Origin of the sequence: Cupriavidus sp. WKF15 (genome assembly GCF_029278605.1) — a bacterium.
In the GTDB taxonomy this organism is placed as follows: Bacteria; Pseudomonadota; Gammaproteobacteria; order Burkholderiales; family Burkholderiaceae; genus Cupriavidus.
In genome coordinates this window covers 817,918-843,857 of record NZ_CP119572.1, presented here as the reverse complement: position 1 = coordinate 843,857, position 25,940 = coordinate 817,918, and the positions used below count along the sequence as shown (strand labels likewise).

The following is a 25,940-nucleotide window of genomic DNA, read 5'->3' as shown; positions in this document are numbered from 1 at the left end:
AGAACGGATACCAGATCTATGGAAGTCTCTCGCATCCGGGCCCTGCGCGGCCCGAACCTGTGGTGCCGCCACACCGCCATCGAGGCGATCGTGGCCTGCCCGGAACCATCGGACATGGTTGCCGCCTTGCCCGGCTTTGAAGACCGCCTGCGCGCGCGCTTTCCCGCTATTGGGCCGCTGCATCCGGACGAGGAAGCTGGCGAGCTGTCGCTCGCGCACGTGCTGGAAGGCGCCACGCTGCGCCTGCAGGCCGCGGCCGGCTGCCCGGTCACGTTCAGCCGCACGGCGCAGACCGTCGAGCCCGGCACCTACCAGGTGATCGTGCAGTACAGCGAGGAAGAAGTCGGCCGCCTGGCGTTCGAGCTGGCCCAGGCGCTGTGCCTGGCCGCACGCGACGACGCGCCGTTCGACCTGGACGACGCGCTGCACCGCCTGCGCGAACTCGACGAAGACGTGCGCCTCGGGCCGAGCACGGGCTCCATCGTCTACGCCGCCGTGGCGCGCGGCATTCCGTACCGCCGCCTGACGCAGGGTTCGATGGTGCAGTTTGGCTGGGGCAGCAAGCAGCGCCGCATCCAGGCCGCCGAAACCAGCGCCACCAGCGCCGTGGCCGAATCGATCGCGCAGGACAAGGAACTGACCAAGAGCCTGCTCCATGCCGCCGGCGTGCCGGTACCGCTCGGCCGCTCGGTGCGCAGCGCCGAGCAAGCCTGGGAAGCCGCGCAGGAGATCGACGCCCCCGTGGTGGTGAAGCCGCGCGACGGCAACCAGGGCAAGGGCGTGGCCGTGCGCATCCGCACGCGCGAAGAAGTGATGACGGCCTATGAAGTCGCTTCGGACATCAGCTCGGACGTGATCGTCGAGCGCTATATTCCGGGTCACGACTTCCGCCTGCTGGTGGTCGGCAAGCATCTGGTCGCGGCGGCACGCCGCGATCCGCCGCAAGTCATCGGCGATGGCTCGCATACCGTGCGCCAGCTGGTCGAGGAAGTGAACCGCGACCCGCGCCGCGGCGAAGGCCATGCGACCTCGCTGACCAAGATCCGCTTTGACGACATTGCCCTGGCCGTGCTGGCCAAGCAGGGCCTGACGGCGGAGTCCGTGCCGCCCAAGGGCACGCGCGTGGTCCTGCGCAACAACGCCAACCTGTCGACCGGCGGCAGCGCGACCGACGTGACCGACGACGTCCATCCGGACATCGCCGCGCGCGCCGTGGCCGCCGCGCAGATGGTCGGCCTGGACATCGCCGGCGTGGATGCCGTGTGCGAGACCGTGCTCAAGCCGTTCGAGGAACAGGCTGGCGGCATCGTCGAAGTCAACGCCGCGCCGGGCCTGCGCATGCACCTGCAGCCTTCGTACGGCAAGGGCCGCGCGGTTGGCGAAGCCATCGTATCGACCATGTTCGCCGACGGCGACGATGGCCGCATTCCGGTGGTGGCGGTGTCGGGCACCAACGGCAAGACCACCACGGTCCGCCTGATCACCCACATCATGGCCACCAGCGGCCTGCGCATGGGCATGACCGGCACCGACGGCGTGTATATCCGTGGCGAACGCATCGACACCGGCGACTGCAGCGGCCCGCGCAGCGCGCGCAACGTGCTGCTGCACCCGGACGTGGACGCTGCCGTGTTCGAGACCGCGCGCGGCGGCCTGCTGCGTGAAGGCCTGGCCTTCGACCGCTGCGATGTGGCCGTGGTGACCAACGTCGGCGAAGGCGACCACCTGGGCCTGTCCTACATCAGCACGGTGGAAGACCTGGCCGTGCTCAAGAGCGTAATCGTGCAGAACGTGGCGCCGCACGGCATGGCCGTACTCAACGCCGCGGACCCGATGGTGGTTCCCATGGCCGACGCCTGCCCGGGCTCGGTGACGTTCTTCGCGCATGATCCGGGCCAGCCGGCCATGGCCACGCACCGTGCGCAGGGCAAGCGCGTGGTATTCGTCGACGGCGACCACATCGTTGCCTCCGAAGGCGACACCGAGGTGCGCTTCGCGCTGGCCGAGATCCCGCTGACGCGCAACGGCACGATCGGCTTCCAGGTGGAGAACGCCATGTCGTCGATCGCCGCGGCTTGGGCGCTCGGCATCGACTGGAGCATCGTTCGCCGCGGCCTGGCGACCTTCGTCAACGATGCGCAGACGGCCCCGGGCCGCTTCAACGTGTTCGACTACAAGGGCGCCACGCTGATTGCCGACTACGGCCACAACCCGGACGCCATCCAGGCGCTGTGCAATGCCGTGCAGACCATGCCGGCCACGCGCCGCATGGTGGTGATCAGCGGCGCCGGCGATCGCCGCGACGACGATATCCGCAAGCAGACCCAGATCCTTGGCGGGGTCTTCGACGAGGTCATCCTGTACCAGGACCAGTGCCAGCGTGGCCGCGCCGACGGCGAAGTGCTCGCCCTGCTGCGCGAGGGCCTGCAAGGCGCCACGCGCGCCAGCAAGATCGACGAGATCCGTGGCGAGTTCCTGGCCATCGACACCTCGCTGTCCCGGCTGCAGGCTGGTGAACTGTGTCTGATCCTGGTGGACCAGGTCGATGAAGCGCTGGCGCACATTGCCAGCCGCGTCGCGCAGGGTTAAGCAGGCGGCTCAGTCATGCGAAGAAGGGCCAGCCCGAATGGGCTGGCCCTTCTTGTTTGCCGAATCGGTGCTCAGTGTCGCCCCGGCAACGACAAGCGGCGCTCCAGCATATGCTGCAGCCCCGAAAGCCCGGTGCTGAGAACCCAGTAGATCGCCGCCACCGAAAGGTATAGCGGCAACGGCTGGTATGTGGCCGCAATGACCTCCTGCGCCGTGCGCAGCAACTCCGTCACGGTAATGACCGACACCAGCGAGGTGTCCTTGATCAGGCTGATCAGGCTGTTGGAAAGACTCGGCACCGCCAGGCGCAGCGCCTGCGGGCCCACCACATAGCGCAGCGTCTGTCCGGGCGTCAGGCCAAGGCTGTACGCGGCCAGCCACTGGCCACGCGAAATGCCGAGAATCGCGCCGCGCATGCTCTCCGAAAGATAAGCCCCCACATTGAGGCTAAGCGTCAGCACGCCGGCGGGCGTCGGCTCCAGCGCGATGCCGACGCCCGGCAAGCCGTAGTAGACGACAAAGATCTGCACCAGCAGCGGCGTACCGCGCATGATGCTGACGTACCCGCGCGCGATGCCCTTGAGGAAGGCGCTGTGGCTGATGCCCATCAGCGCCACCACCGTGCCCAGCACCAGCCCGAAGGCCATCGACCACAGTGCAAACTTGATGGTCAGCAGCGTGCCCTGCAGCAGCACGGGCAAGGAATCGGATACGAGCTGGAGAGCGGACATTTGGGGGAGGCAGAAGGAAATGCACGCATCGTAGCGGCCTGCCGGGATGTGCGCAAACCCCGCGCGACCTTCGGCCGGGCGGGGTACGGGTTACAGGCAGAAGCGGCTTACTTGCCGGGCTTGGTCACGTCCGAGCCGAACCACTTCACCGACAGCTTGGTCAGGGTGCCGTCCTTGCGCAGGTCGTCGAGCGCATGGTCGATGGCCTGGGCGAACTTCGGATTGTCCTTGCGGAACGGAATGGCAACCTCGGCATTGGCGCCCGGCACCACCGCGCCGGGGCGCAGCGGCAGGTTGGCGGTCTTGATCAGGTAGTTCACCATCAGCCGGTCGTTGAGCGCGGCATCGACGCGCTGCGCGGCCAGGTCGCGCAGATACTCGGGCGCGCCGGGATAGGTCTTGACGTCGATGCCCGGCACCGACTTGGCCAGGTCGTTGTAGTTGCTGCCCAGGCTCACGCCAAGCTTGTGGCCCTTCAGTTCTTCCAGCGACTTGAACTCGCGCTTGTCATCCTTGCGCTGGATGAGCTGGGCGGCGGAATAGACGTAGGGCGTGGAGAAGTCCAGCACCTGCTTGCGCTGCGGCGTCACCGAGACCTGGTTGACGATCACGTCGAACTTGCCCGCCTGCAGGCCGGCAATGATGCCGCTCCATTCGGTCGTGACGAATTCCGGCTTCACCCCGAGCTTGGCGGCGACGGCACGCGCCACATCCACGTCAAAGCCGTCGAGCTCGTTCTTGGGACCGCGGAAGCCGAACGGCGGATAGGTGCCTTCCAGGCCAACCTTCAGCACGCCGGCCTGCTTGACGCTATCGAGCAGGTCCGCGGCGCTGGCCGCGGTGGCAGTCAGGCCGGCGGCGCCGGCAATCAGCGAGGCAGCCAGCAGGGATTTGAGCCAGCCATGACGAATCGATCGCATATGTTCTCCAGTGGGATGCGGAATGGCCGGCAGCCTCTTGTGAAGGGCCTGCCGGCCGGTTGTGCTGCTATGAGCCTATATCGGCCTCAACGCTACCGCAACCGCTATCGATACGGAAATAACGATTCATCATGGCTATATAACTGCCAGCCTGCCCCGCCGGCGTTTCGTCTTTACTGGAACGCCTTGTCGTTCGGCGCGGCAAACAGCGCCTTCATGTCGGCGGACAGCGGGTAGTTCATGTTGATACCGCGCGGCGGGATCGGCGACATGAACCACTTGTTGTACAGCTTCTCGGCCCGGCCGCTGGTCATCAGGTCCGCCACCACGCCGTCGACCAGCTTCTTGAACGAAGGATCGTCCTTGCGGAACATGCACGCGTAGTTCTCGGTCTGCAACGGCGCGCCCACCACCACCCAGTCGCCCGCGTTCTTGGCCTTGGTGCGCTCGCCGTACAGCAGCGGCTCGTCCATGACAAAGGCCGCGGCACGGCCGCTTTCCAGGATCAGGAAAGACTGGCCATGATCCTTGGTGCTGATCAGGTTCATGTTCATGGCCTTCTCGCCATTCATCTTGACCAATAGGCGCTCGCCAGTGGTCCCGGCGGTGGTGACCACGTTGCGCTCCTTCAGGTCGGTGAACTCCTTCACCCCCGAATCCTTCCTGGTCAGCATCTTGATGCCGTACACGAACAGGCTGTTCGAGAACGCCACCTGCTTCTGCCGTTCAAGGTTGTTGGTGGTGCTGCCGCACTCGATGTCGATGGTGCCGTTCTGTACCAGCGGAATGCGGTTCTGCGAGGTAATCGGCGTGAGCCTGACCTGCAGGTTCGGCATCTTGAGATCGCTCTTCACCTTGTCGACGATCTGCAGCAGGATCTCGTGCGAGTAGCCCATCACCTCCTTGCCGTCGGTGTACGAGAACGGGATCGACGACTCGCGGTAGCCGAGCGAGATCACCCCGCTCTCCTTGATCTTGCGCAGCGTATCGCCATCGGCGGCACAGGCCGACGTCGCGGCGAATGTGCTGACCAGGCTGAGGGCGACGGCTGCGAGCAGGTGCAAGGGAACCCGGTTGCGGCAAGTGTGCGATTGCTTCATGTTGGCGCTCCTTCTGTTGAGGGTGCTTGTTGATCGAGGCATTTCCTCGGAACCACGTACTGCAAGACGCTGCCGTGCGGCTATGCGCGCGCGGCGGAAAATTCCTCTGCGTTGACGGCTGGCGTGCGGCCGGCGAGCCGGTCGGCCAGCAGGCCCGCGCTGCCCATGGCAAGCGTGAAGCCCAGCGCGCCGTGCCCGAGATTGAGCCACAGGCCGCGCACCCGCGATGGACCGACCATCGGCAAGCCGTCCGGCGTGGCAGGCCGCAGTCCCGCCCAGGGCTGCAGCTGCGCCAGCGGGATATCGGGCACGATACCGTCAAACAGTGCACGCGTCTGCGACACCAGCGTGCCGACGCGCTCCGGATCGATACGCGCGCCTCCGCGCACCAGGTCGGCCATGCCAGCAACGCGCAGCGTATTGCCGATGCGCGCATAGACGATCTTGTTGGCGAAATCCGTGATGCTGATATGCGGTGCGCGCGCGCCGCCCGACAGCGGCACGGTGATGCTATATCCCTTCAGCGGCCACAGCATCGGACGCACGCCCAGCGGGCGCAGCAGCGGCACGCTGCCGATGCCGCCGGCCACCACCACGGCATCGGCCGGCACCACCCCGGAAGCCGTTTGCACACCGGCAATGCGATCCCCTTCCCGCACCAATCCCTGCACGATGGTACCGAAGCGCATCGACACGCCGGGCCGCTGCTGCAGCAACCGTGCCAGCGACAGGCAGAAGCGGTGGCAGTCGCCCACTTCCTCGCTCGGCGTATAGATCGCGCCGGCAATCTCGTTGCGGATGCCCTGCAGCGCGGGCTCCAGCGCCACGCAAGCCTCCCGGTCCAGCGCCTGCTGCTCGCAGCCCAGGCTGGCCTGATAGTCAAGCAGGCGCCGCGCCGACTCGAACGCGGCGCCATCGCGGTGCACAATCAGTTTGCCGCGCCGCGCAAAATCGAAGTCCGTCCCCGCTCCGGCCTTGCCGCCTTCGCTGGCCACGAACGCCTGCATCAGGTCGCGCGAGTAGAACGCCAGGCGCAGCAGCTTGCGCGTGGTGGCCTCGCTGGTGGCGGCGTTGCATGCGCGCATGAACGCGGCCAGCCAGCGCCACTGCGCCGGGTCCGCCACGGGCCGGAAGCGCATGGGCGAATCGTGGCGCAGGAGCCAGCCCGGCACCTTGCCCATCACGCCCGGCCCGGCCAGCGGCGCCACGTAGCTGTAGCTGAGCTGGCCGCCGTTGGCGAAGCTGGTTTCCTCGCCAGGGCCGTCATGCCGCTCGAGCACGGTCACTTCGTGGCCATCCTGTGCCAGGCGCCAGGCGCTGGTCATGCCGACCACGCCGGCGCCAACGATCACTACCCGCATTGCCATCCTTCTCGCTTCCGATCCGATGGCAGCAGCGTAATCGAGCGCACGCGGCTTGCCCAATGCCAATACGTGCCAGAATATGTCTTCAGGCTATAGGCCGCCACGCACCAGCATCTCCACCATGCGATTGCGCCAGATCGAAGTCTTCCGCGCCATCATGCTGACCGGTACGGTCAGCGAGGCCGCGCGCCTGCTCCACGTCTCGCAACCCGTGGTCACGCGCGTGCTGCAGCATGCCGAGGCCTCGCTCGGCTTCCGGCTGTTCGAGCGCGTGCGCGGCCGCCTGCAAGCGACGCCCGAGGCCACCGCGCTGTACGGCGATGTCGAAAGGCTATATGGCGAGATCGAGCGCGTGCGGCGCGTATCGGAAAGCCTGCGCCACAAGGGCGCCGGGCGCCTGCGCGTGGCCGCCACGCCAAGCCTGGCCGGCCCGCTGCTGGTGCCGGCGGTGCGCGGCTTCTGCGCGCGCTACCCCGACACCCAGGTCCAGGTGCTGACCCACCATACCGACGAGATCGTCGACGCGCTGCTCGCCAACCAGATCGACCTGGGTTTCGCCTTCTCGCCGCCGCGCCATGAAGCCATCACCTCCGAGCCGGTGGCTGCCGGCCATATGCTGCTTGCGGTACCGCGCGGCCAGCCCTTGCCCGCCGGCGGCCGGCGCCAGGTGGTGTCCATGCGCAAGCTGATGGAGCGGCCCTTCATCGGCTATGACGACAACAGTTCGCTCGGCCTGCTCGTGCGCCAAACCCTGGCGCGGCATGCGCTGGAACCGCGCTCCACGCTGGAAGTGCAAACGTATTCGCTGGCACTGTCGCTGGTGGAAGCCGGCCTGGGCATGGCCCTGCTGGACCAGTACACGGCGCTGAGCGCCAGCCTCGGCCGCGTCTCGCTTCATGCCGTGCAGCCTGCCCTGCCGTTCGAAATACAGTTGCTGCGCGCGAGCCACCGCGCCGCGTCAAGCCTGGTGGACGACATGCGCGCGCAGTTCGCGCAGGCCGCCGCGGCTCTCGCCGCCACCCTGCCCGAGCGGCTCGAAACTCCCGTTGCCAGCTTCGACGCCACTATGGCTGCCAACGCCCGGGGGCGCGATTGATTGACAGCCTCGCGCGGCCTGCACCATCATCAAGGCGCCCGAACGGCGCCTGCATCCAGCCATGTTCGTACTGACCCTGCTCCTCCTGATCCTGATCAGTGCCTTCTTCTCGATTTCCGAGATCGCGCTGACCGCCGCCCGCCGCACCAAGCTGCAGACCCTGTCCGAACGCGGCGACCGCCGCGCCACCAAGGTGCTTCTGCTCAAGGAAGAGCCCGGAAACTTCTTCACGATCGTGCAGATCGGCGTGAACAGTGTCGCGATCCTGGCCGGTATCCTCGGTGAAAAACATGTCTCGGACCTGGTATTCGCGGGGCTGTCACCCTATATGGACGCCGGCATCGCGCAGCGCGTCGCGAACATCGGCTCGTTCCTGATCGTCACTCTGCTGTTCATCCAGTTTGCCGACCTGATCCCCAAGCGCATCGCCATGTCCTTTCCCGAGGCATGCGCGCTCGCGGTGATCGATCCCATCCTGACGTTGCTGCGCGTGCTCAAGCCGCTGGTCTTCGTGTTCAACGCCGCGGCCGATGCGACCCTGCGGCTGTTTGGCCTGCCGACCAAGACCGTCGAGCAAATCACCACCGAGGATATCGCCGCCATGGTCGACGCCGGCGCCGAAGCCGGCGTGCTGCTCAAGCACGAGATCCACCTGATCGAGAACGTGTTCGAACTGGACTCCAAGAACGTCACGGCGATCATGACGCCGCGCGACGACGTGGTCTACCTGAGCCTGGACGAGACCGCCGACAGCGTGCGGCGCAAGCTCGTCAACCAGCCGCACGCGCAGTATCCGGTATGCGGCCACGATCTCGACGACGTGCAGGGCTACATCGCCTCCAAGGACATCCTGCAATTGCTGCTGGCCGACGAGAGCGCGACGGTGATCGGCAATATCGGCAAGCACCACGACAAGAACGTGCTGGTGATTCCCGACACGCTGACATTGTCCGAAGCGCTCACGCGCTTTCGCGAAATGCACGAGAACTTTGCCGTGGTGATGAACGAGTACGGCATCGTGGTCGGCATCGTCACGCTCGACGATATCGTCGGCGCCCTGATGGGGGACATCCTCTATTCGAGCGAAGACGAGCAGATCGTGCGGCGCGACGACAGCTCGTGGCTGGTGGATGGACTCACGCCGCTGGTCGACCTGAAGAAGGCGCTGGAGATCGACTCGCTGCCCGGCGAAGACTACGTCGATACGGTGGCCGGGCTGGTGATCTACGCGCTCAAGCGCATTCCGAAGAAGTCGGAATCGATCACCGTGGCGGGCTTCCGCTTTGAGGTGCTGGACATCGACCACCACAAGATCGATCAGCTTCTGGTGTCGCGCCTGCCGGTCGGGACAACGGAAGCGCCGGAGGAACCGGCGCCGCAACCGGGTCGCTGAGCGCGCCCGCCCGCCGGTACTGCCCGATCCTGTCCGGCAGTCGGAATGCAATCAGATAACCGGCAGCCGCCACGACCGTAGCCGCGGCGATCGCGCCCAGCTGCCACGCCGGTAGCCGCGCGGGAACGTGCAGCATCACATAGGCCGTACCGAGCAAGGTGATCCACGCAAGACCCAGTGCAAATCCGGCCGCCACGTCGGAGAACCAGTGCATGCCCAGGTACAGTCGCGACAGGCCGATCGCCGTCACCGCAACGGTTGTCAGCGCGAGCACCGGCACGCGCACGCGCCATGGCTGGCGCAGGCAGACCAGCAAGGCGAGAAAGCCATAGGTAACCATGCTGCTGGTGGCATGGCCGCTCGGGAACGAGTAGGACTCCAGTCCGCTGTAGATGCTGGCCGGACGATGGCGCTGCAAGCCGAACTTGAGCGCCAACACGCAGGCGCGCGCACCGAGCAGAGCGATGGCCCAGTACGCCGCGGCGGCCCACGCGCGCCGCCACGCCAGCCAGGCGAAGACCACGACGCCCACCGCTACCGAGATTCGAGCGCCGCCCAGCTCGGTGACGGCAATCATGGCGACATCGAGCCAGTCTTGCCGCGCCGCGCGCAGCTGGTCGAATACCGCATGGTCCAGCGCGACGATACCGTGCCCTTCTGCAATCCCATCGACCAGCCAGAGCAGCGCGCCGCCGCAGGCCAGCAGGATCGCGCCTGCGGCGGCAACGAGCAGCAACTCGGCGGCGTCGCGCTCCAGCATGCGCAGCGTCACGGCACCCAGCCGCGACGGGCGGCCGCCGGCGTCGGCGGTGCGCCTGGACAATGCCGCCACGCCTGCGGCACGCCACGCATCGAGCCGGCTCACTAAAGGCCGAAGGATGATGAGCAACAGCGGAATCAGCCAGAACAGCAGCACGGCCGCCAGCGCGAACAGCGCCAGCACGCCCAGCGCGTTGGCGGGCATCACCATGGCCGCACTTGCCTCGCGCATGTATTCAGCCGCCGGCAACGCGCGCAATGTTGGCGCGCGCCGGTGCCTCGCAGTCGGCGAAGGCGTCGGTGCCGAATAGCCGCGGACGCTGCGCGAGCGTGGACAGGAAGGCAGCGCGGCGTTCGCGGAAGGCCTGCATCAGCGGCTCGTCCGCAAGCCCGGTTTGCGCCGCCAGCAACGCACGGTTCTCTTCGAAGACGGCAAGGCTGTATGCGTCGAAGTCTGCCGCTGGCACGGCGAGCCGATAAAGGTCCAGATCGAGCACTAGCGCCGAGTCAGCGACCGTGGCCTCGTGCGTGCGCGTATCCAGCACGATCTGCGCGGCCAGCGCGATGGTGGCGGCATCGACGCCCGGCGCCATGGTCGGGATCAGCGCGGCGGACGCGGCCTCGTTGTGTTCGCAGCCGGGGACATACACGGCGTCATGGAACAGCACCGCCAGCGCCTGGGCAGGATTCAGCGCCACGCCCCGCACCTGTGCCTGTTCGAACATCTCGAGCACATGGCGGCGATCGTGATAGTGCCGGTATGGCGCGTCATACTGCGCCAGCACTTCGAGGACTGCCTTGCGCGGCAGGAAATCGAGGCAGGCCAGCGCAGCCGGCCAGTCCGGCGCAAAGCGCGGTACCGTGCCTTGCGTGGTGGCCACGGGCTCGGTGAAGACCTCCGCGGCACGCACCCACAGCAGGGAACGATCACGCATCGCTTGATAGACCACCACCGGCGACAGGTCGGCCTCGAACCGGCCCACGCCGACCACGGCATAGGCGCCACCCTTGTAGTGCCGGTACGGCATGCCGGGAACCAGGCCGGCATCGCGAGGCAGTTCGTCGGGATCGCCCTGGAAACGCGGCGGTTCGGCGGGAGTGGATGTCATCGGCTGCCCTCGGAAGTCCGGCACGTAACAAACCGGCGCACAAAAAACAAAACCGACGCTTGCTTGCGCAAGAGTCGGTCTGAGTTTTACTACAGTCTTCTTGTCTGCCGGTGGTCGAAACAGTCGGCAGCTTCTTGTATTGGCGGAGAGGGTGGGATTCGAACCCACGGTACCGTCGCCGGTACGCCTGATTTCGAGTCAGGTACATTCGACCACTCTGCCACCTCTCCGGTAACTTGGTCGCCGTGCAGCGAAACCAAGATTATAGACAGGTTCAGCCAGCCAGCGCAAGAGGCTGGCATGCAGTTTTTTACAGTTCAGGTTCCAGTCGCGTGGTGCCACCCATGTACGGCTGCAGCGCGGCCGGGACGGTGACGGAGCCATCGGCGTTCTGATAGTTCTCGAGGATGGCGACCAGCGTGCGGCCAACGGCCAGGCCCGAGCCGTTCAGCGTGTGCACCAGTTCCGGCTTGCCCTGCCCCACGCGATAGCGCGCCTGCATGCGGCGGGCCTGGAAGTCGCCCATGTTCGAGCACGAACTGATCTCGCGGTACGTGTTCTGCGCCGGGATCCACACTTCGAGGTCATAGGTCTTGGTGCTGCCGAAGCCCATGTCGCCCGTGCACAGCACGATGGTGCGGAATGGCAGTTCGAGCTTCTTCAGGATCGCCTCGGCGTGGCCGACCAGCTGCTCCAGCGCATCGAACGACTGCTCGGCCGGCACCACGTGCACGAGCTCGACCTTGTCGAACTGGTGCTGGCGGATCATGCCGCGCGTGTCCTTGCCGTACGAGCCCGCTTCCGAGCGGAAGCAAGGCGTATGCGCGACGAAGCGCAGCGGCAGCTTGTCGCCCGCGACGATGGCATCGCGCACGATGTTGGTCAGCGGCACTTCGGCGGTCGGGATCAGGTAGAAATTCTCGGTGCGCTCGCCCGGGTTGTCGTCACCCGCGCTGCCGACATGGCGCGGCACCTTGAACAGGTCTTCCTCGAACTTGGGCAACTGGCCGGTGCCGCGCATCGACGCGGCATTGACGATGTACGGCACGTACATCTCGGTGTAGCCGTGTTCCTGCGTGTGCGTGTCCAGCATCAGCTGCACCAGCGCGCGGTGCATGCGCGCCACGCCGCCGCGCAGCATCGAGAAGCGCGAGCCCGTCACCTTGGCCGCGGTATCGAAATCGAGGCCGAGCTTCTCGCCCACGTCGACGTGATCGCGCACCTCGAAATCGAACCGGTGCGGCTCGCCGACGCGGCGCACCTCGACGTTCTGGGTCTCGTCCTTGCCGACCGGCACGCTTTCATGCGGCAGGTTCGGAATCGACAGCATGAGGTCCGACAGCTGGGCCTGGATTTCCTCGAGGCGCGCGGCGGAGGCCTTGAGCGTGTCGCCGATGCCGCCCACTTCCGCCATCACGGCCGAGGCGTCTTCGCCCTTGCCCTTGAGCATGCCGATCTGCTTGGACAGGCTGTTGCGGCGGGCCTGCAGTTCCTCGGTCTGGGTCTGCAGTTGCTTGCGCTCGCTTTCGAGCGCCTGGAAGGCCGCTACGTCGAGTTGGAAGCCGCGCGTGGCAAGGCGTTGCGCCACGGCGTCGATGTCTTTGCGGAACAGCTGGATGTCGAGCATGTTGCGGTGTGGGAAGTGCGGGCCGGCGACATGCCGGCGGACCCGCCATTTTACTTCACCCGCGCGCCCCGCCGCCTCGGAACTGTGCGCGCTTGCCGCCTCATTCCCCGTTTTTGCCCTTGCCGCGGTGCTCGCGGTGCCAGGCGTCGTCGAGTTCGCGCAGGTGGCGCAGCTTCTCCGCAATCTTGCCTTCCAGGCCGCGCGGCACAGGCTGGTACCAGCCCTGCGCCTTCAGGTCGTCGGGGAAATAGTGCTCGCCCGCCGCATAGGCTTCGGGTTCGTCGTGCGCATAACGGTAGGCGTGGCCGTAGCCCAGTTCCTTCATCAGCCGCGTGGGCGCGTTGCGCAGGTGCACGGGCACCGGGCGCGACTTGTCCTTGGACACGAACGCACGTGCCGCGTTGTACGCGTTGTAGCCGGCGTTCGACTTGGGCGCCACGGCCAGGTAGATCAGCGCTTGGCCGAGCGCCAGCTCGCCTTCGGGCGAACCCAGGCGTTCATAGGTTTCGGCGGCGTCCAGCGTGATGCGGGCGGCACGCGGATCGGCGAGGCCGATGTCCTCCCACGCCATGCGCACGATACGCCGCGCGAGGTAGCGCGGATCCGCGCCGCCGTCGATCATGCGGCAGAACCAGTACAGCGCGGCGTCAGGGTCGGAGCCGCGCACCGACTTGTGCAGCGCGCTGATCTGGTCGTAGAACGCATCGCCGCCCTTGTCGAAGCGGCGCAGGTTCTCGGACAACGCGCTGCCGAGCAGCGCGGTATCGATCTCCGTTGTGCCGGCATTGCGGGCCGCCCTGACCACGATCTCGATATTGTTCAGCAGCTTGCGGCCATCGCCGTCGGCGGAGGCCACGATGAGCTTCAGGGCCTCATCCTGCCAGGTGATGCCGCCCAGTTCTTCGCTGGCGCGCTGCGCGAGCTGCGTCAGCTCGGCATCGTCCAGGCTCTTGAGCACATACACGGCGGCGCGCGACAGCAAGGCGCCGTTGACTTCGAACGACGGGTTCTCGGTGGTCGCGCCGATAAACGTGAACAAGCCGCTTTCCACATGCGGCAGGAAGGCGTCCTGCTGGCTCTTGTTGAAGCGGTGGACTTCATCGACGAACACCAGCGTGCGGCGCCCGTGCGCGCGGAACTGCTCGGCGCGCTCCACTGCCTCGCGGATGTCCTTCACGCCGGACAGCACGGCCGACAAAGCAATGAACTCCGCGTCGAAGGCATCGGCCATCAGCCGCGCGAGCGTGGTCTTGCCCACGCCGGGCGGCCCCCACAGGATCATCGAATGCGGTTCGCCGGACGCGAACGCGACGCGTAGCGGCTTGCCCGGCCCGAGCAGGTGCTGCTGGCCGATCACCTCGTCGATATTGCGTGGACGCAGGCGCTCGGCGAGCGGTTGCCGGGAACGGTCGTAAGAATCGGAAAACAGCGTGTCCGCCACGGTATTTCAGGCCTCGGAAATCGCAAAACCACGCGCCAGCCGCAAGGCAGCGGCGTGGTTGGCGCCAGCGGCGCCGGGGAACGTGACAGTGTAGACCATTGTCTCGTCAGCGCCGCGCGGCGGTGGCTGTTGCCAACCATCCGCCAGGGGGGCCGAACCCTGATTTCCCTCAAGTCCAGGCCGTCGGCTGCCGATATCCGGGCCTGGGCCGGCTCCGGATTCATTTCATGGCAGCGATCACCTCGCGTCGCCACGGGATGCATTCATCGAGCGGAGACAACAGACAAGGCTGCGGGCAAGGCCGGCCGGATGTAGCCATCCGCCACGCGGCTACAAGATCGCCTGGGGAATTATGCTGAAGTATCACTTTCTGGTCTTCAAGATGAAACGGCTTGTCGGCAAGGGCAGGCTCAGCAGCGTGGAAGAGGTTTCCCTGGCCGGCCAGCTGGCCGAAATGATCGACTCTGCCGACGCCGCGCAGCGTGTGCTCGTCGATCTGGCCGATCATGACAACCCGCAGATCCGGCGCATCACGGTCAACGCCATCCGCCGCTCGCACCAGCTGGGCGCCCCGGGCCTGCCGGCCGTGCTGCTGCGCAGGATGGCCGACACGGAACCGCTGATCCGTCATGACGCGGTCTGGATCGTCCAGGACAACAAGATGGATGGCGCCGAGCTGCGCGCCGCCCTGCGGCGGCTGGCCGGGAAGGTGCAACTGCCTCGGGACGCCGATCGCGCCCGCGCCAATCCGTCCGACGCGGCACTGATGACGCAGGTACGCGCGCGCATGGCACTCGACAAGCTGCTGGAAAAGAGCGCGGCCGAACGCAATGCCGCGCTGGCCGCCGGGGCCTTGGACATCGGCAATGGCCAGCCCTACGCTGAAGGCACGGTCGGGCACAAAGGCCTGGTGCTGCGTGCATTGCGACGCAAACAGGCCGGTCGGCGGCTCGACAGCAGCGTGAAGCTAACCTTCCGCAAGGTCGAGCCGACCGCGGTGACCGGCAACAAGCGCTTCCTGCTCTGAAACCCGAGCGGCCCGGCAGCTTCCTGCCCGACAACTAGCCGCGGCGCACCCACGCCACCTTGCCGGACGTAATGCCCAGGGTACGGCGTTGCGGGTTGTAGTCCATGGTGCCCGGATACTGCTGGCCATCGCGCTCACCCAGCCGCCAGGCGCAGCCTTGCAGCATCGCAGTGGCCTCGGCCTCGGTCTTGCCGACCAGGCTGTCGTCCCCGAGCTTGTCGGCCTGGCAACCCTCCGGCGTGCCAAGTGCGCCCTGCGGGCCGGTCGGGCTCCGGGTGGGACCCTGGGCGGGCCCCTGAGTCGGGCTGGTGGAGCTGGTGGAGCTGGCAGCTCCGGCGGGTGGCGCGGACGGCGCCGCGCACCCGGCGCCAAGCGCCGCTGCAAAGGCTAGTGTGTGCAGTGCATGTCGACGAAGCATGGAGAGCATGTTCTGTTCCTTGGTCCAGTGAAGCTTCGCGCCGCTCTGATCAGCCCTTGGCCCGGTCGACCAGGGTCTTCATGGCGTCGGCGGGCAACGGGCCATGACAGGTCCGTTCGCCGCCGGCTTCGCTGGTGACGAGCCAGACCTGCGCCGGCGAATCGGCGCGATGCAGCACCCAGGCCGGACCGCGCGCACTGCTGCTGGGCGGCAGGCCTTCCAGCACGCCGGTGCTGGCCGATTGCAGCATGACCGCGCACTCGTTCGCGGGAATGCGCGTCGCGGACAGGAAGGCCGGGTTGCCGAGCACTTCCGGCAGCGCCGTGTCGGATCCGCGCAGGAAGGAATCGACATCGAACTTGCCGCCTCCCGCCGTTGCGCAGGCGGACAGGCCGAGTACGACCGCCAGGGCGCAAAACACTGGTTTCAGTGCAGACATGGCGCGCCTCATTGCTTCATCACGTCGGCGCCCTTGGGCACCGTGAACCGGAACGCATCCGCCGGCAATGGCGGGTTCTTCTGCATCGCGGAGAATGTCAGCAGCGTGGTATTGCCAAAGGCGTCGCGCAATTCCATTGCCTCGAGATTACCGCCCTTGAAGCCGATGCCGATGCGCTCGAACTGCGTGTCCTTCGACTTCGGCGTCATCTCCAGCCACTCCACGCCGTCCCGCGTGGGACCGTTCTTCACCGTGAAGTTCTTCTCGAAGTCGTTGCTGCCGAACAGGATGGCCGCCGGGCTGGAACCCAGCGCGCCGTCGAGCTTGCGCTCGGTAACCTGGTTCAGGTCCTTGTCGTAGATGTAGAGCGTCTGGCCGTCGGCCTGCAGCAACTGCTCATAGGGCTTGGCGTAACGCCACGTGAATTTCCCGGGGCGTGCGAACACAAAACTGCCGCTCGACGTGCCGGTGACCTTGAGGCTGTCGCCCTGCCCCCTGACCTGGCGCTGCGTGAATTCGCCCTTGGCGCTCTTCACGCCGGTAACGAAGCTTTGGAGCTGGTCGGTGGCGGCGGCCAGGGCCGCGGGCATGTGCGCGGCAAAGACGGCCAACGCGGCACAGGCCGACACGAGAACGCGTTTTCGCATGTATCAGATCCTTGCTGAGGGAAAAGGCGCCACGCCAGTCTGCATGGCGCGGCGGTGCAACCTGATGGTTAGAGCGTGTGAGCGGCCCCGGATTCCTTCCGGCGCCACCTGCCGGGTAACCACATGTTACCGATGCGGCGCTCAGTCATCTTCCCGGGCCACGCCGGGTTGCGCCAGGATGTCCCGGTTGCCATTGCCGGACATGGCCGATACCAGCCCGGCCTTTTCCATATCCTCGAGCAGACGCGCGGCGCGGTTGTAGCCGATGCGCAGGTGGCGCTGCACCAGTGAGATCGATGCGCGCCGGTTCTTCAGCACGACTTCCACGGCCTGGTCATAGAGCGGATCGGCTTCGCCACCGCCACCACCGATGCCGGCACCGCCGCCAAAGCCATCGGTACCGCTGTCGCCTTCCGTCAGGCCGCCTTCGAGGATGCCCTCGATATAGTTGGCCTCGCCGCCTTCCTTGAGCTTTTCGACCACACGGTGCACTTCGTCATCGGAGACAAAGGCCCCGTGAACGCGCACCGGCAGGCCGGTGCCCGGGGCCAGGTAGAGCATGTCACCCATGCCGAGCAGCGCTTCCGCGCCCTGCTGGTCAAGGATGGTACGCGAGTCGATCTTGCTGCTGACCTGGAAGGCGATACGCGTCGGCACGTTGGCCTTGATCAGGCCCGTGATCACGTCGACCGACGGACGCTGCGTGGCCAGCACCAGGTGCAGCCCGGCGGCGCGCGCCTTCTGCGCGATCCGCGCGATCAGCTCCTCGACCTTCTTGCCCACCACCATCATCAGGTCGGCCAGCTCGTCGATGACGATCACGATGGTCGGCAGCTTCTCGAGCGGCTCGGGCGCGTCCGGCGTCAGGCTGAACGGGTTCGGGATCTTTTCTTCCTTCGCCGCGGCTTCGTCGATCTTCTTGTTGTAGCCGGCCAGGTTGCGCACGCCGAGCTTGCTCATCAGCTTGTAGCGCCGCTCCATCTCGCCGACCGCCCAGTTCAGCGCGTTGCCGGCCTGGCGCATATCGGTCACGACCGGGCACAGCAGGTGCGGAATGCCTTCGTAGACGCTCATTTCAAGCATCTTCGGGTCGATCAGGATCAGGCGCACGCTGTCCGGCTTGGCCTTGTAGAGCAGCGACAGGATCATGGCGTTGATCCCGACCGACTTGCCCGAGCCCGTGGTGCCGGCCACCATGCAGTGCGGCATCTTGGCCAGGTCGGCCACCATCGGCTTGCCGGCGATGTCCTTGCCGAGCGCCATGGTCAGGCTGGAAGAGCTTTCGTTGTAGACCTGTGAACCCAGGATTTCCGACAGCCGCACGGTCTGGCGCTTCGGGTTCGGCAGCTCCAGCCCCATGTAGTTCTTGCCCGGGATGGTCTCGACCACGCGGATCGACACCAGCGACAGCGAACGCGCGAGGTCGCGCGCCAGGTTGACCACCTGGCTGCCCTTCACGCCGGTGGCGGGCTCGATCTCGTAGCGCGTGATCACGGGGCCCGGGTAGGCCGCCACCACCTTGACCTCGACGCCGAAGTCCTTGAGCTTCTTCTCGATCAGGCGCGAGGTGAATTCCAAAGTTTCGGCGCTGACGGTTTCCTGGTGCGGCGGGATCGGGTCGAGCAGCGACAGCGGCGGCAGGTCCGAATCCTGGATATCCGCAAACAGCGGCTGCTGCTTCTCGCGTTCGACGCGCTCGTGCTTGGGCACCGCCTGCGGGCGCACGATCTGCACCGGCGTCGCCTCCTCGATGCGCACGCGCTGCACTTCCACGGTTTCGGTGCGCTCGACCTTGGCGGCTTCGCCGATGATGCGGTCCTGCTTGCTCTCGCGCCGGGCCTTGAAGCCAAGGAACAGGTTCTCGACAAAGCCGCCGATATGCTCGGCCACCGACAGCCACGAGAAATGGAAAAACAGCGACAGGCCGATCGCCAACATCAGCAGCAACAGCAGCGTGGCGCCGGTGAAGCCCAGCGCAGTCTGCATCCAGCCGCCGAGCAGGTCGCCCAGCACGCCGCCCGGCGCGCGCGGCAGCGCGGCCCGCAGCGGATACATGCGGATGGCCTCCAGGCCCATGCTGGAAAACAGCGTCAGCGCGAAGCCGATCCAGCTCACCGTCACGCCCTGGCGATGCTCCTCGCGCTCGGGCAGTTCCGCGGTCAGCGTGCGCCAGCCGCGCCAGCAGCGGCGCACCAGCAGCACCGCCCACCAGTAGGCCGAGAAGCCGAAGATGAAGAACAGCACGTCCGAGACCCAGGCGCCCACGCGGCCGCCGAGGTTGTGGATGTCTGCCACCTGGTTGGCGTGCGACCAGCCGGGGTCGGTCTTGCTGTAGCTGGCCAGCACGCACAGGAAGCCCAGCGTGACGGCCAGCAACAGGAACCAGCGTACTTCGCCAAGCAGTTTGCCGATGCGCGAAGGCAGCGCCGACGGGTCCGTCCGGGTGGTGGTGGTTGCTCTGGCCATGCCTTGGTCTGGTTCACTTGCAGGTGATGGTGGCGGCCATTTTAGCGTGGCCGGGCCCTATCGCCGCCATTGGAATTTGCAACAGTGGGCAAATGCCGCTCCTCTTATAATGTCGGTTTCGAGCAATGCCGGTGCGCAGCAAGGCGCACCGCCACAGGAACGCATCATGGCAAAACACGCAAAAGTGCTGATTCTCGGATCCGGTCCCGCCGGCTACACCGCCGCTGTCTACGCGGCTCGCGCCAACCTGGAGCCGGTGCTGATCACCGGCCTGGCGCAAGGCGGCCAGCTGATGACCACCACGGATGTCGAGAACTGGCCCGGCGATGCCAAGGGCGTGCAGGGTCCGGAGCTGATGCAGCGCCTGCTGGCCCATGCGGAAGAATTCAAGACCGAAATCATCTTCGATCACATCCACACCGCCAAGCTCGTCGACGAAAACGGCAACCCGGCCCGTCCGTTCCGCCTGATCGGAGACGCCGGCGAGTACACCTGCGATGCGCTGATCATCGCCACCGGTGCCTCGGCGCAATACCTGGGCCTGCCGTCCGAGGAATCGTTCATGGGCCGCGGCGTGTCCGCCTGCGCCACCTGCGACGGCTTCTTCTACAAGAACCAGGAAGTGGCCGTGGTCGGCGGCGGCAATACCGCCGTGGAAGAGGCGCTCTACCTGTCCCATATCGCCAGCAAGGTCACCGTGATCCACCGCCGCGACAGCTTCCGCGCGGAGCCGATCCTGGTCGACCGCCTGCTGCAGCGTGTGAAGGAAGGCCGCGTCGAAATCCGCTACGACAGCGTGCTGGACGAAGTCCTGGGCGATGATTCGGGCGTGACCGGCATCCGCATCCGCGGCACCAAGTCGGGCCAGGCTGAAGACATCAAGCTGGCCGGCGTGTTCATCGCGATCGGCCACAAGCCCAATACCGACCTGTTCGTCGGCCAGCTGGCCATGCAGAACGGCTACCTTGTGACCAAGTCCGGCCTTGCCGGCGATGCCACCGCCACCAGCATTCCGGGCGTGTTCGCCGCCGGCGACGTGCAGGACCACGTCTACCGCCAGGCCATCACCAGCGCCGGCACGGGCTGCATGGCCGCGCTGGACGCCCAGCGCTTCGTCGAAGCCCTGAAGTAAGCCCCTTGCGGCCCGGCCGACCGGCCGGGCCCGTCGCTTGTCCAGATTCGCCGGTCGATATAATTGCGCCGAGCCCCCGGAGAATTTTCCATGACGCACGGTGCCAGCAAACCCGACCGTTCGACCAAGCGCTTCGGCCTGAATGACCTGGCCGGACTGCGCGACACCCTCAAGGCCGACACTGAGCGCCGCGAAGCCGAACGGCTCGCCGCCGAGCAGGCCGCGCAACGCGCGCGCGAAGAAGCCGACGTCTTTCGCAGCAGCGTGGGCCAGGTCAGCCAGTTGCGTGAGCGCAACCACGCCACGCTCCCGAATCCCCGCCCCGCCCCGATTCCGGTGCAGACGCAGCGCAATGACAAGGCCGTGCTGCAGGCGTCGCTGTCGGACGAGTACGACGTCGACATGCTGCTCGAAACGGACGAGACCCTGTCCTTCCGCCGGCCCGGCATCGGCATGGACGTGATCCGCAAGCTGCGCCGTGGCGAATGGGTGCCGCAGGACAAGGTCGACCTGCATGGCCTGCGCACCGATGAAGCACGCGAAGCGCTGTCGGAGTTCCTGCGCCGCTCGGTGCGCAACGGCGTGCGCTGCGTGCGCGTGATCCACGGCAAGGGCATCGGCTCGCCCGACAAGGTCCCGGTACTCAAAGGCAAAGTCCGCAGCTGGCTGGTGCAGAAAGAGGAAGTGATCGCCTTCGTCCAGGCCCGCGAGGCGCTGGGGGGCGCCGGCGCGGTGATGGTCCTGTTGCGCCAGCCCCGCGCCTGATGCACCTGCCACTGGAATTGCTGATGGGGCGCCTGCCCCTGATCCTCCATGTCATGGAGGTGATCGGCATGCTTTCCTTTGCCGTATCGGGCGTGGTCGACGCGCGCAAGCAGCGCCTGGACGTGGTCGGCACCTTCGTGGTCGCGTTCGCCACCGCGTTCGGCGGCGGCACCGTGCGCGACGTGCTGCTGGACCGCCGCCCCTTTTACTGGGTCGAGCACGAAGGCTATGTGCTGCTGATCTTCGCGATGTCGATCGGTGCGTCGCTTGTCCTGCGCGTGGTCAGCCGCGTGGCGTCGGAGCGCGCCATGATCGTGGCGGATGCGATCGGCCTGGGGCTGTTCTCGGTAACGGGCGCCTCGCTGGCGCTGGTGGCGCAGATGACACCGACCGTGGCGGTCATGATGGGCATCATCTCGGCCGTGTTCGGCGGGGTGGTGCGGGACGTGCTGTGCAACGAAGTCCCGATGATCCTGCGCGACCGCTCCCCCTATGCGACATGTTCGTTCGTGGGTTGCTGGGTCTATATGGCGCTCACCTGGCTGCAGGTGGATCAGGAAGCCGCCCTGCTTGCCGGCGCACTGAGCATCATCGCGATGCGGCTGGTGTCCGTGCGCTACGGCTGGAAACTGCCGAGCTGACGCCTGGCGGCGCCGCCCGGCGCACGCATCAGACCGCGGCTTCGTCCTGCTCGCCGGTACGGATGCGGATCACGCGCTCGATCTCCGTCACGAAGATCTTGCCGTCGCCGATCTTGCCGGTGTGCGCGGCCTTGACGATGGCGTCCAGCACGGTATCGAGCTGGTTCTCGGCGACGACGACCTCGATCTTGATCTTCGGCAGGAAATCGACCACATACTCGGCACCGCGATACAGCTCGGTGTGCCCCTTCTGACGGCCAAATCCCTTCACTTCGGTCACCGTCAGCCCCGTCACGCCGACATCCGCGAGCGATTCGCGCACTTCGTCGAGTTTGAACGGTTTGATGATGGCGGTAATCTGCTTCATGACTGGCCCCTTGTTTTAGTCGTTGGGTAGCGCACCGCCGGCGCGCTACGGGCGCGCGGAGAGCGTGGTTCGACTGGCATTTTACCAGCCATTGACGCGGTCTATCGATGACGCGCGCCGTTCAATGCATGCGCAGGGTGCGCTGGCGCGCGCATGACAAAGTTGCCTCGCACATCACATGCCTGTGGATATCCTGTGATCAACCCTGTGATCAACTCTTGGCATAAGCTGTGGATCTCCTGTGGATCTCCTGTGGATCTCCTGTGGATCTCCTGTGGATCTCCTGTGGGTCACCTGTGGGTCACCTGTGGACTGCCTGTGGACTGCCTGTGGAAAGCAGGAAGACGCGGTTGAGCGAAGGCGGCGACAACTGCTGACCCCGCCGCCCTCCTCAGTCAGGCACCTTCTCCAGATCCTTCAGCCACACCACCGATTCCGAGTCGCTCGGCGCGCGCCAGTCGCCGCGCGGCGATAGCGAGCCGCCCGAGCCCACCTTGGGCGCGTTCGGGATGCAGGAGCGCTTGAACTGGCTCGTGCGGAAGAACCGGTCCAGGAAGATCGCCAGGTTGTGCTTGATCTCCGGCAGGCCGTACTGGTTGCGCGCCACGTGTGGCCCGTTGGGCCAGGTGCCGTGCTCGCGGTCGCCCCAGGCATGCAGCGCCAGGAAGGCGATCTTCGACGGGGTAAAGCCGAAGCGCAGCGTGTAGTAGAGGTTGAAGTCCTGCAACTCGTACGGGCCGATGGTGCTCTCGGTCTTCTGCTCGGGTCCGTGGTTCGAATCGCCGGGCACCAGTTCGGGGCTGATGTCCGTGTCCAGCACGTTGATCAGCACGTCCGAGCCGCCTTCACCGACCTGCCCGGTTTCCGCCACCCAGCGCACCAGGTGCGAGATCAGCGTCTTGGGCACGCTGGCGTTCACGTTGTAGTGCGACATATGGTCGCCCACGCCGTACGTACACCAGCCGAGCGCCAGTTCGCTGAGGTCGCCGGTGCCGATCACGATCGCGCCGTTGTGGTTGGCCAGCCGGAACAGGTGGTTGGTGCGCTCGCCAGCCTGCACGTTCTCGAAGGTCACGTCATAGACCTTCTCGCCGCGTGCATACGGATGGTCCAGGTCCTTCAGCATTGCCAGGCAGCTCGGGCGGATATCGATCTCGCGCGCCGCGCAGCCCACCAGCTCCATAAGCTGGCGCGCCTGGCGCAGCGTGCGGTCGCTGGTGGCAAAGCCCGGCATGGTGTAGGCCAGGATGTTCGAGCGCGGCAGACCCAGGCGGTCCATCGCCTTGGCGCACACCAGCAGCGCATGGGTGGAATCGAGCCCGCCCGACACGCCGATGACCACCTTCGAGATCTTGCTCGCCGACAGCCGCTGCACCAGCGCCTGCACCTGGATGTTGTAGACCTCGTGGCAGCGCTCGTCGCGCTGGCGCGGATCGGCCGGCACGTACGGGAAACGCGCGACCTTGCGCTCGAGCGGCAGCGCCTTGTCCAGCGGCACGTCGAGCGGGAAGCGGACCACGCGGAATTTGTCCACCTCGGCCTTGTGCCGGCGCACGGAGTGGCCGAAGGTCACCTGGTGCATGCGCTCGCGCGACAGGCGCTCGACGTCCACGTCGGCGAACAGCAGGTGCGAGGTGTCGGCAAAGCGCTCCGATTCGGCCAGCAGTTCGCCGTTCTCGCAGATCAGCGCCTGGCCATCCCAGGCGAGATCGGTGGACGACTCGCCCTTGCCGGCGGAGGTATAGAGATAAGCGGCCAGGCAACGCGCCGATTGCTGCGACACGAGCTGGTGCCGGTAGCCCGCCTTGCCGATCACGATATTCGACGCCGACAGGTTGACCAGCACCGTGGCACCGGCCAGCGCGGCAAACGACGACGGCGGGATCGGCACCCACACGTCTTCGCAGATCTCCGCATGGAAGCGGAAGTACGGAATGTCCTCGACCTCGAACAGCAGCCCGGCGCCGAACGGCACGTCCTGGCCGAGCAGGCGGACGGAGTCGGTGGCCGCGTTATCGGCTTCGCTGAACTGGCGCGCCTCGTAGAACTCCCAGTAGTTCGGCAGGTAGGACTTGGGCACCACCCCAAGCACGCGACCCCGCGCCACCACCACCGCGCAGTTGAAAAGCTGGTGCTCCACGCGCAGCGGCATGCCCACGATCAGCGCCGCCGACAGCTTGCGCGAGGCCTCGACGATCGTGCCCAGCGCCGCTTCGCAGGCATCCAGCAGGGCCCGCTGGTGGAACAGGTCATCGCAGGTATAGGCCGAGATGCCGAGCTCCGGAAACGCCACCAGCACGGCGCCCTGCCTGGCCGCCTGCGTGGCCAGGGCGATGGTCTCGGCGGCGTTGAAGGCCGGGTCGGCCACGCGGCAGACCGGCACGCCCACCGCCACGCGCGCAAAGCCGTGGGAATACAGGTTGAAAAACGGATTCTTCATATCGGGCCTTGGTTGCCGGCCTTGGTTGCCGGTCTGCAGCGCGGCAGGCTTGCAGCCGGCGGCATAGGGGGTTCTGGCGGCCGCACTCGTGACGGCCATGCGCCATTTTACGACGCGGCGCACGCTGTCGCTGGGGCGGGAGCGGCCATCGGTGGTTTCCGGTAGACTCGGCCCGATCGTTGGAGATACGGAACCAGGCGCCATGCAGTCGGAATCTTGCAATCCGGGCAATCCGGGCAATCCGTTCGACAGGCCCGACCCACGGCAAGCGGCGGAACCGCTCGAAGCCGGTGGCGTGCAGGACTACCGGACGGAGATCGTCTCGGACCTTGCGGAAATCGCGGCCGATACCTGGGATGCCCTGGTCGCCAGCGACCCCGACGCCACCCCGTTCCTGCGCCACGCCTTCCTGCATGCGCTGCACGCCAGCGGCAGCGCTTGCCCCGACACCGGCTGGAGCCCGCGCTACCTCACCCTGTGGGCACCCGCCGCCAACGGACGGCCGGAACGGCTCGCCGGCGCCATGCCGCTGTACGCGAAAGCCCATTCCTATGGCGAGTACGTGTTCGACTGGGCCTGGGCCGATGCCTATGCCCGCCACGGCCTGGAGTACTACCCCAAGTGGCTCTCGGCGATCCCGTTCTCGCCCGTGCGCGGCGCAAGGCTGCTGGCCGAAAGCACCGACGCGCGCCGCCTGCTGCTGCAGCTTGCCCTGGCACTGGCCGCGGAAAGCGGCATGTCGTCGCTGCACATCCTGTTCCCCAACGATGCCGAGGCTGACCTGATGGAACAGGCCGGCATGATGATGCGGCATGGCGTGCAGTTCCACTGGACCAATGCGGGCTACGCCGGCTTCGACGATTTCCTTGCCACGCTATCGCAGAAGAAACGCAAGAACATCCGCGCCGAGCGGCGCCGCGTGGCCGAAGCCGGCATCACGTTCCGCCACCTGCGCGGCGCGCAGATCGACGACGACGCCTGGCGCTTCTTCAACCGTTGCTACCGCCAGACCTACCGCGAGCACCACTCCACGCCCTACCTGAACCTGGACTTCTTCCGGCGCATCGGTGCGGCCATGCCCCAGCACCTGCTGCTGGTGATTGCCGAACGCGCGGGAGCGCCGATCGCCAGTTCGCTGCTCGTCTACGACGACACGCCGGGGATCAGCACGCTGTACGGACGCTACTGGGGCGCGCTCGAGTACCACCCGTGCCTGCACTTCGAGACTGCCTACTACCAGCCGCTGGAATTCTGCATCCGCCACGGCATCGGCACCTTCGAAGGCGGCGCGCAGGGCGAGCACAAGATGGCCCGCGGCTTCCTGCCCGTGCCGACGCGCTCGGCGCACTGGCTGGCGCACCCGGCCTTCGCGGACGCGGTGGAGCGCTTCCTCGCACGCGAACGCGAAGGCATCGATGCCTACCTGGACGAACTGAACGAGCGTACGCCGTTCGCCCAGCGGGACTGAC

General features: G+C 66.5%; 21 protein-coding genes, 1 tRNA gene and 1 pseudogene. 8 read left to right on the top strand and 15 right to left on the bottom strand.

All coding sequences use genetic code 11. The features are described from left to right. The first annotated feature begins 18 nt into the window (after nucleotides 1-18). Nucleotides 19-2,589: a cyanophycin synthetase gene (cphA, locus tag CupriaWKF_RS04020; RefSeq protein ID WP_276099743.1), complete on the top strand. Its 2,571-nt coding sequence runs from the start codon at nucleotides 19-21 to the stop codon at nucleotides 2,587-2,589. Between the two features lie 71 nt (nucleotides 2,590-2,660). On the opposite strand, the gene CupriaWKF_RS04015 is transcribed toward cphA, so the two are convergent. From CupriaWKF_RS04015 to CupriaWKF_RS04000, 4 genes are all read right to left on the bottom strand, one after another. Then, entirely contained in the window at nucleotides 2,661-3,320 is a 660-nt protein-coding gene (locus tag CupriaWKF_RS04015; RefSeq protein WP_276099742.1) for an amino acid ABC transporter permease, read from the bottom strand. A 107-nt stretch (nucleotides 3,321-3,427) separates the two neighbouring features. Beyond that, nucleotides 3,428-4,240 (bottom strand): transporter substrate-binding domain-containing protein, encoded by an 813-nt coding sequence (locus CupriaWKF_RS04010; protein ID WP_276099741.1) that lies wholly within the window; start codon nucleotides 4,238-4,240, stop codon nucleotides 3,428-3,430. 173 nt (nucleotides 4,241-4,413) lie between these two features. Then, the gene (locus tag CupriaWKF_RS04005) at nucleotides 4,414-5,340 is read right to left on the bottom strand and encodes a glutamate/aspartate ABC transporter substrate-binding protein (protein WP_276099740.1); all 927 of its coding nucleotides are present in this window, start codon (nucleotides 5,338-5,340) and stop codon (nucleotides 4,414-4,416) included. Nucleotides 5,341-5,420: 80 nt separating this feature from the next. Beyond that, on the bottom strand, nucleotides 5,421-6,701 hold the full coding sequence (locus CupriaWKF_RS04000; protein WP_276100659.1) for a D-amino acid dehydrogenase: 1,281 nt from the start codon (nucleotides 6,699-6,701) through the stop codon (nucleotides 5,421-5,423). Between the two features lie 124 nt (nucleotides 6,702-6,825). Here CupriaWKF_RS04000 and CupriaWKF_RS03995 point away from each other — a divergent pair, with 124 nt between their 5' ends. Together CupriaWKF_RS03995 and CupriaWKF_RS03990 are read left to right on the top strand one after the other, a co-directional pair. After that, complete coding sequence (locus CupriaWKF_RS03995) at nucleotides 6,826-7,800, top strand: LysR family transcriptional regulator (protein WP_276099739.1); 975 nt, start codon at nucleotides 6,826-6,828, stop codon at nucleotides 7,798-7,800. 61 nt (nucleotides 7,801-7,861) lie between these two features. After that, nucleotides 7,862-9,193 carry a hemolysin family protein gene (locus tag CupriaWKF_RS03990; RefSeq protein ID WP_276099738.1) on the top strand — a complete coding sequence of 444 codons (1,332 nt, stop codon included), beginning with the start codon at nucleotides 7,862-7,864 and terminating at the stop codon, nucleotides 9,191-9,193. A 160-nt stretch (nucleotides 9,194-9,353) separates the two neighbouring features. Here the strand turns inward: CupriaWKF_RS03990 and CupriaWKF_RS03985 are convergent. The 5 genes and pseudogenes from CupriaWKF_RS03985 to CupriaWKF_RS03965 all read right to left on the bottom strand — a co-directional run. After that, nucleotides 9,354-9,770: pseudogene (locus tag CupriaWKF_RS03985) on the bottom strand (phosphatase PAP2 family protein); the annotation flags it as partial. A 418-nt stretch (nucleotides 9,771-10,188) separates the two neighbouring features. Continuing rightward, nucleotides 10,189-11,061 carry a DUF1653 domain-containing protein gene (locus tag CupriaWKF_RS03980; protein ID WP_276099737.1) on the bottom strand — a complete coding sequence of 291 codons (873 nt, stop codon included), beginning with the start codon at nucleotides 11,059-11,061 and terminating at the stop codon, nucleotides 10,189-10,191. A gap of 140 nt (nucleotides 11,062-11,201) precedes the next feature. Beyond that, nucleotides 11,202-11,291 (bottom strand) — tRNA-Ser (locus CupriaWKF_RS03975). Nucleotides 11,292-11,371: 80 nt separating this feature from the next. Next, entirely contained in the window at nucleotides 11,372-12,688 is a 1,317-nt protein-coding gene (gene serS, locus CupriaWKF_RS03970; protein WP_276099736.1) for a serine--tRNA ligase, read from the bottom strand. Nucleotides 12,689-12,788: 100 nt separating this feature from the next. Beyond that, a complete protein-coding gene (locus tag CupriaWKF_RS03965) occupies nucleotides 12,789-14,129 on the bottom strand; it encodes a replication-associated recombination protein A (RefSeq protein ID WP_276099735.1) in 1,341 nt (446 codons plus the stop codon). 382 nt (nucleotides 14,130-14,511) lie between these two features. On the opposite strand from CupriaWKF_RS03965, the gene CupriaWKF_RS03960 reads away from it, so the two are divergent. Further along, nucleotides 14,512-15,156, top strand: coding sequence for a hypothetical protein (locus CupriaWKF_RS03960; RefSeq protein ID WP_276099734.1), 645 nt, complete (start codon nucleotides 14,512-14,514; stop codon nucleotides 15,154-15,156). A 34-nt stretch (nucleotides 15,157-15,190) separates the two neighbouring features. Here CupriaWKF_RS03960 and CupriaWKF_RS03955 read toward each other — a convergent pair whose 3' ends face one another. From CupriaWKF_RS03955 to CupriaWKF_RS03940, 4 genes are all read right to left on the bottom strand, one after another. Beyond that, the gene (locus CupriaWKF_RS03955; protein WP_276099733.1) at nucleotides 15,191-15,583 is read right to left on the bottom strand and encodes a hypothetical protein; all 393 of its coding nucleotides are present in this window, start codon (nucleotides 15,581-15,583) and stop codon (nucleotides 15,191-15,193) included. A 40-nt stretch (nucleotides 15,584-15,623) separates the two neighbouring features. Continuing rightward, nucleotides 15,624-16,013, bottom strand: coding sequence for a hypothetical protein (locus CupriaWKF_RS03950; RefSeq protein WP_276099732.1), 390 nt, complete (start codon nucleotides 16,011-16,013; stop codon nucleotides 15,624-15,626). A gap of 8 nt (nucleotides 16,014-16,021) precedes the next feature. After that, the gene (lolA, locus tag CupriaWKF_RS03945) at nucleotides 16,022-16,660 is read right to left on the bottom strand and encodes an outer membrane lipoprotein chaperone LolA (protein WP_276099731.1); all 639 of its coding nucleotides are present in this window, start codon (nucleotides 16,658-16,660) and stop codon (nucleotides 16,022-16,024) included. A 141-nt stretch (nucleotides 16,661-16,801) separates the two neighbouring features. Then, nucleotides 16,802-19,126 (bottom strand): DNA translocase FtsK, encoded by a 2,325-nt coding sequence (locus CupriaWKF_RS03940; RefSeq protein WP_276099730.1) that lies wholly within the window; start codon nucleotides 19,124-19,126, stop codon nucleotides 16,802-16,804. A 166-nt stretch (nucleotides 19,127-19,292) separates the two neighbouring features. Here CupriaWKF_RS03940 and trxB point away from each other — a divergent pair, with 166 nt between their 5' ends. The 3 genes from trxB to CupriaWKF_RS03925 all read left to right on the top strand — a co-directional run bounded on the left by trxB (nucleotide 19,293) and on the right by CupriaWKF_RS03925 (nucleotide 21,664). After that, the gene (gene trxB, locus CupriaWKF_RS03935; protein ID WP_276099729.1) at nucleotides 19,293-20,258 is read left to right on the top strand and encodes a thioredoxin-disulfide reductase; all 966 of its coding nucleotides are present in this window, start codon (nucleotides 19,293-19,295) and stop codon (nucleotides 20,256-20,258) included. Nucleotides 20,259-20,348: 90 nt separating this feature from the next. Further along, the gene (locus CupriaWKF_RS03930; protein ID WP_276099728.1) at nucleotides 20,349-21,023 is read left to right on the top strand and encodes a Smr/MutS family protein; all 675 of its coding nucleotides are present in this window, start codon (nucleotides 20,349-20,351) and stop codon (nucleotides 21,021-21,023) included. Next, entirely contained in the window at nucleotides 21,023-21,664 is a 642-nt protein-coding gene (locus CupriaWKF_RS03925) for a trimeric intracellular cation channel family protein (protein WP_276099727.1), read from the top strand. The genes CupriaWKF_RS03930 and CupriaWKF_RS03925 overlap by 1 nt, the downstream gene beginning before the upstream one ends. A gap of 28 nt (nucleotides 21,665-21,692) precedes the next feature. Here the strand turns inward: CupriaWKF_RS03925 and glnK are convergent, their stop codons facing one another. Continuing rightward, nucleotides 21,693-22,031, bottom strand: a complete 339-nt coding sequence (gene glnK, locus CupriaWKF_RS03920; protein WP_039011353.1) for a P-II family nitrogen regulator — start codon at nucleotides 22,029-22,031, stop codon at nucleotides 21,693-21,695. A 391-nt stretch (nucleotides 22,032-22,422) separates the two neighbouring features. Further along, the gene (locus CupriaWKF_RS03915; protein ID WP_276099726.1) at nucleotides 22,423-24,471 is read right to left on the bottom strand and encodes an NAD(+) synthase; all 2,049 of its coding nucleotides are present in this window, start codon (nucleotides 24,469-24,471) and stop codon (nucleotides 22,423-22,425) included. 202 nt (nucleotides 24,472-24,673) lie between these two features. Here CupriaWKF_RS03915 and CupriaWKF_RS03910 point away from each other — a divergent pair, with 202 nt between their 5' ends. Next, complete coding sequence (locus CupriaWKF_RS03910) at nucleotides 24,674-25,939, top strand: GNAT family N-acetyltransferase (RefSeq protein WP_276099725.1); 1,266 nt, start codon at nucleotides 24,674-24,676, stop codon at nucleotides 25,937-25,939. The last annotated feature ends 1 nt before the right edge of the window (nucleotide 25,940 follow it).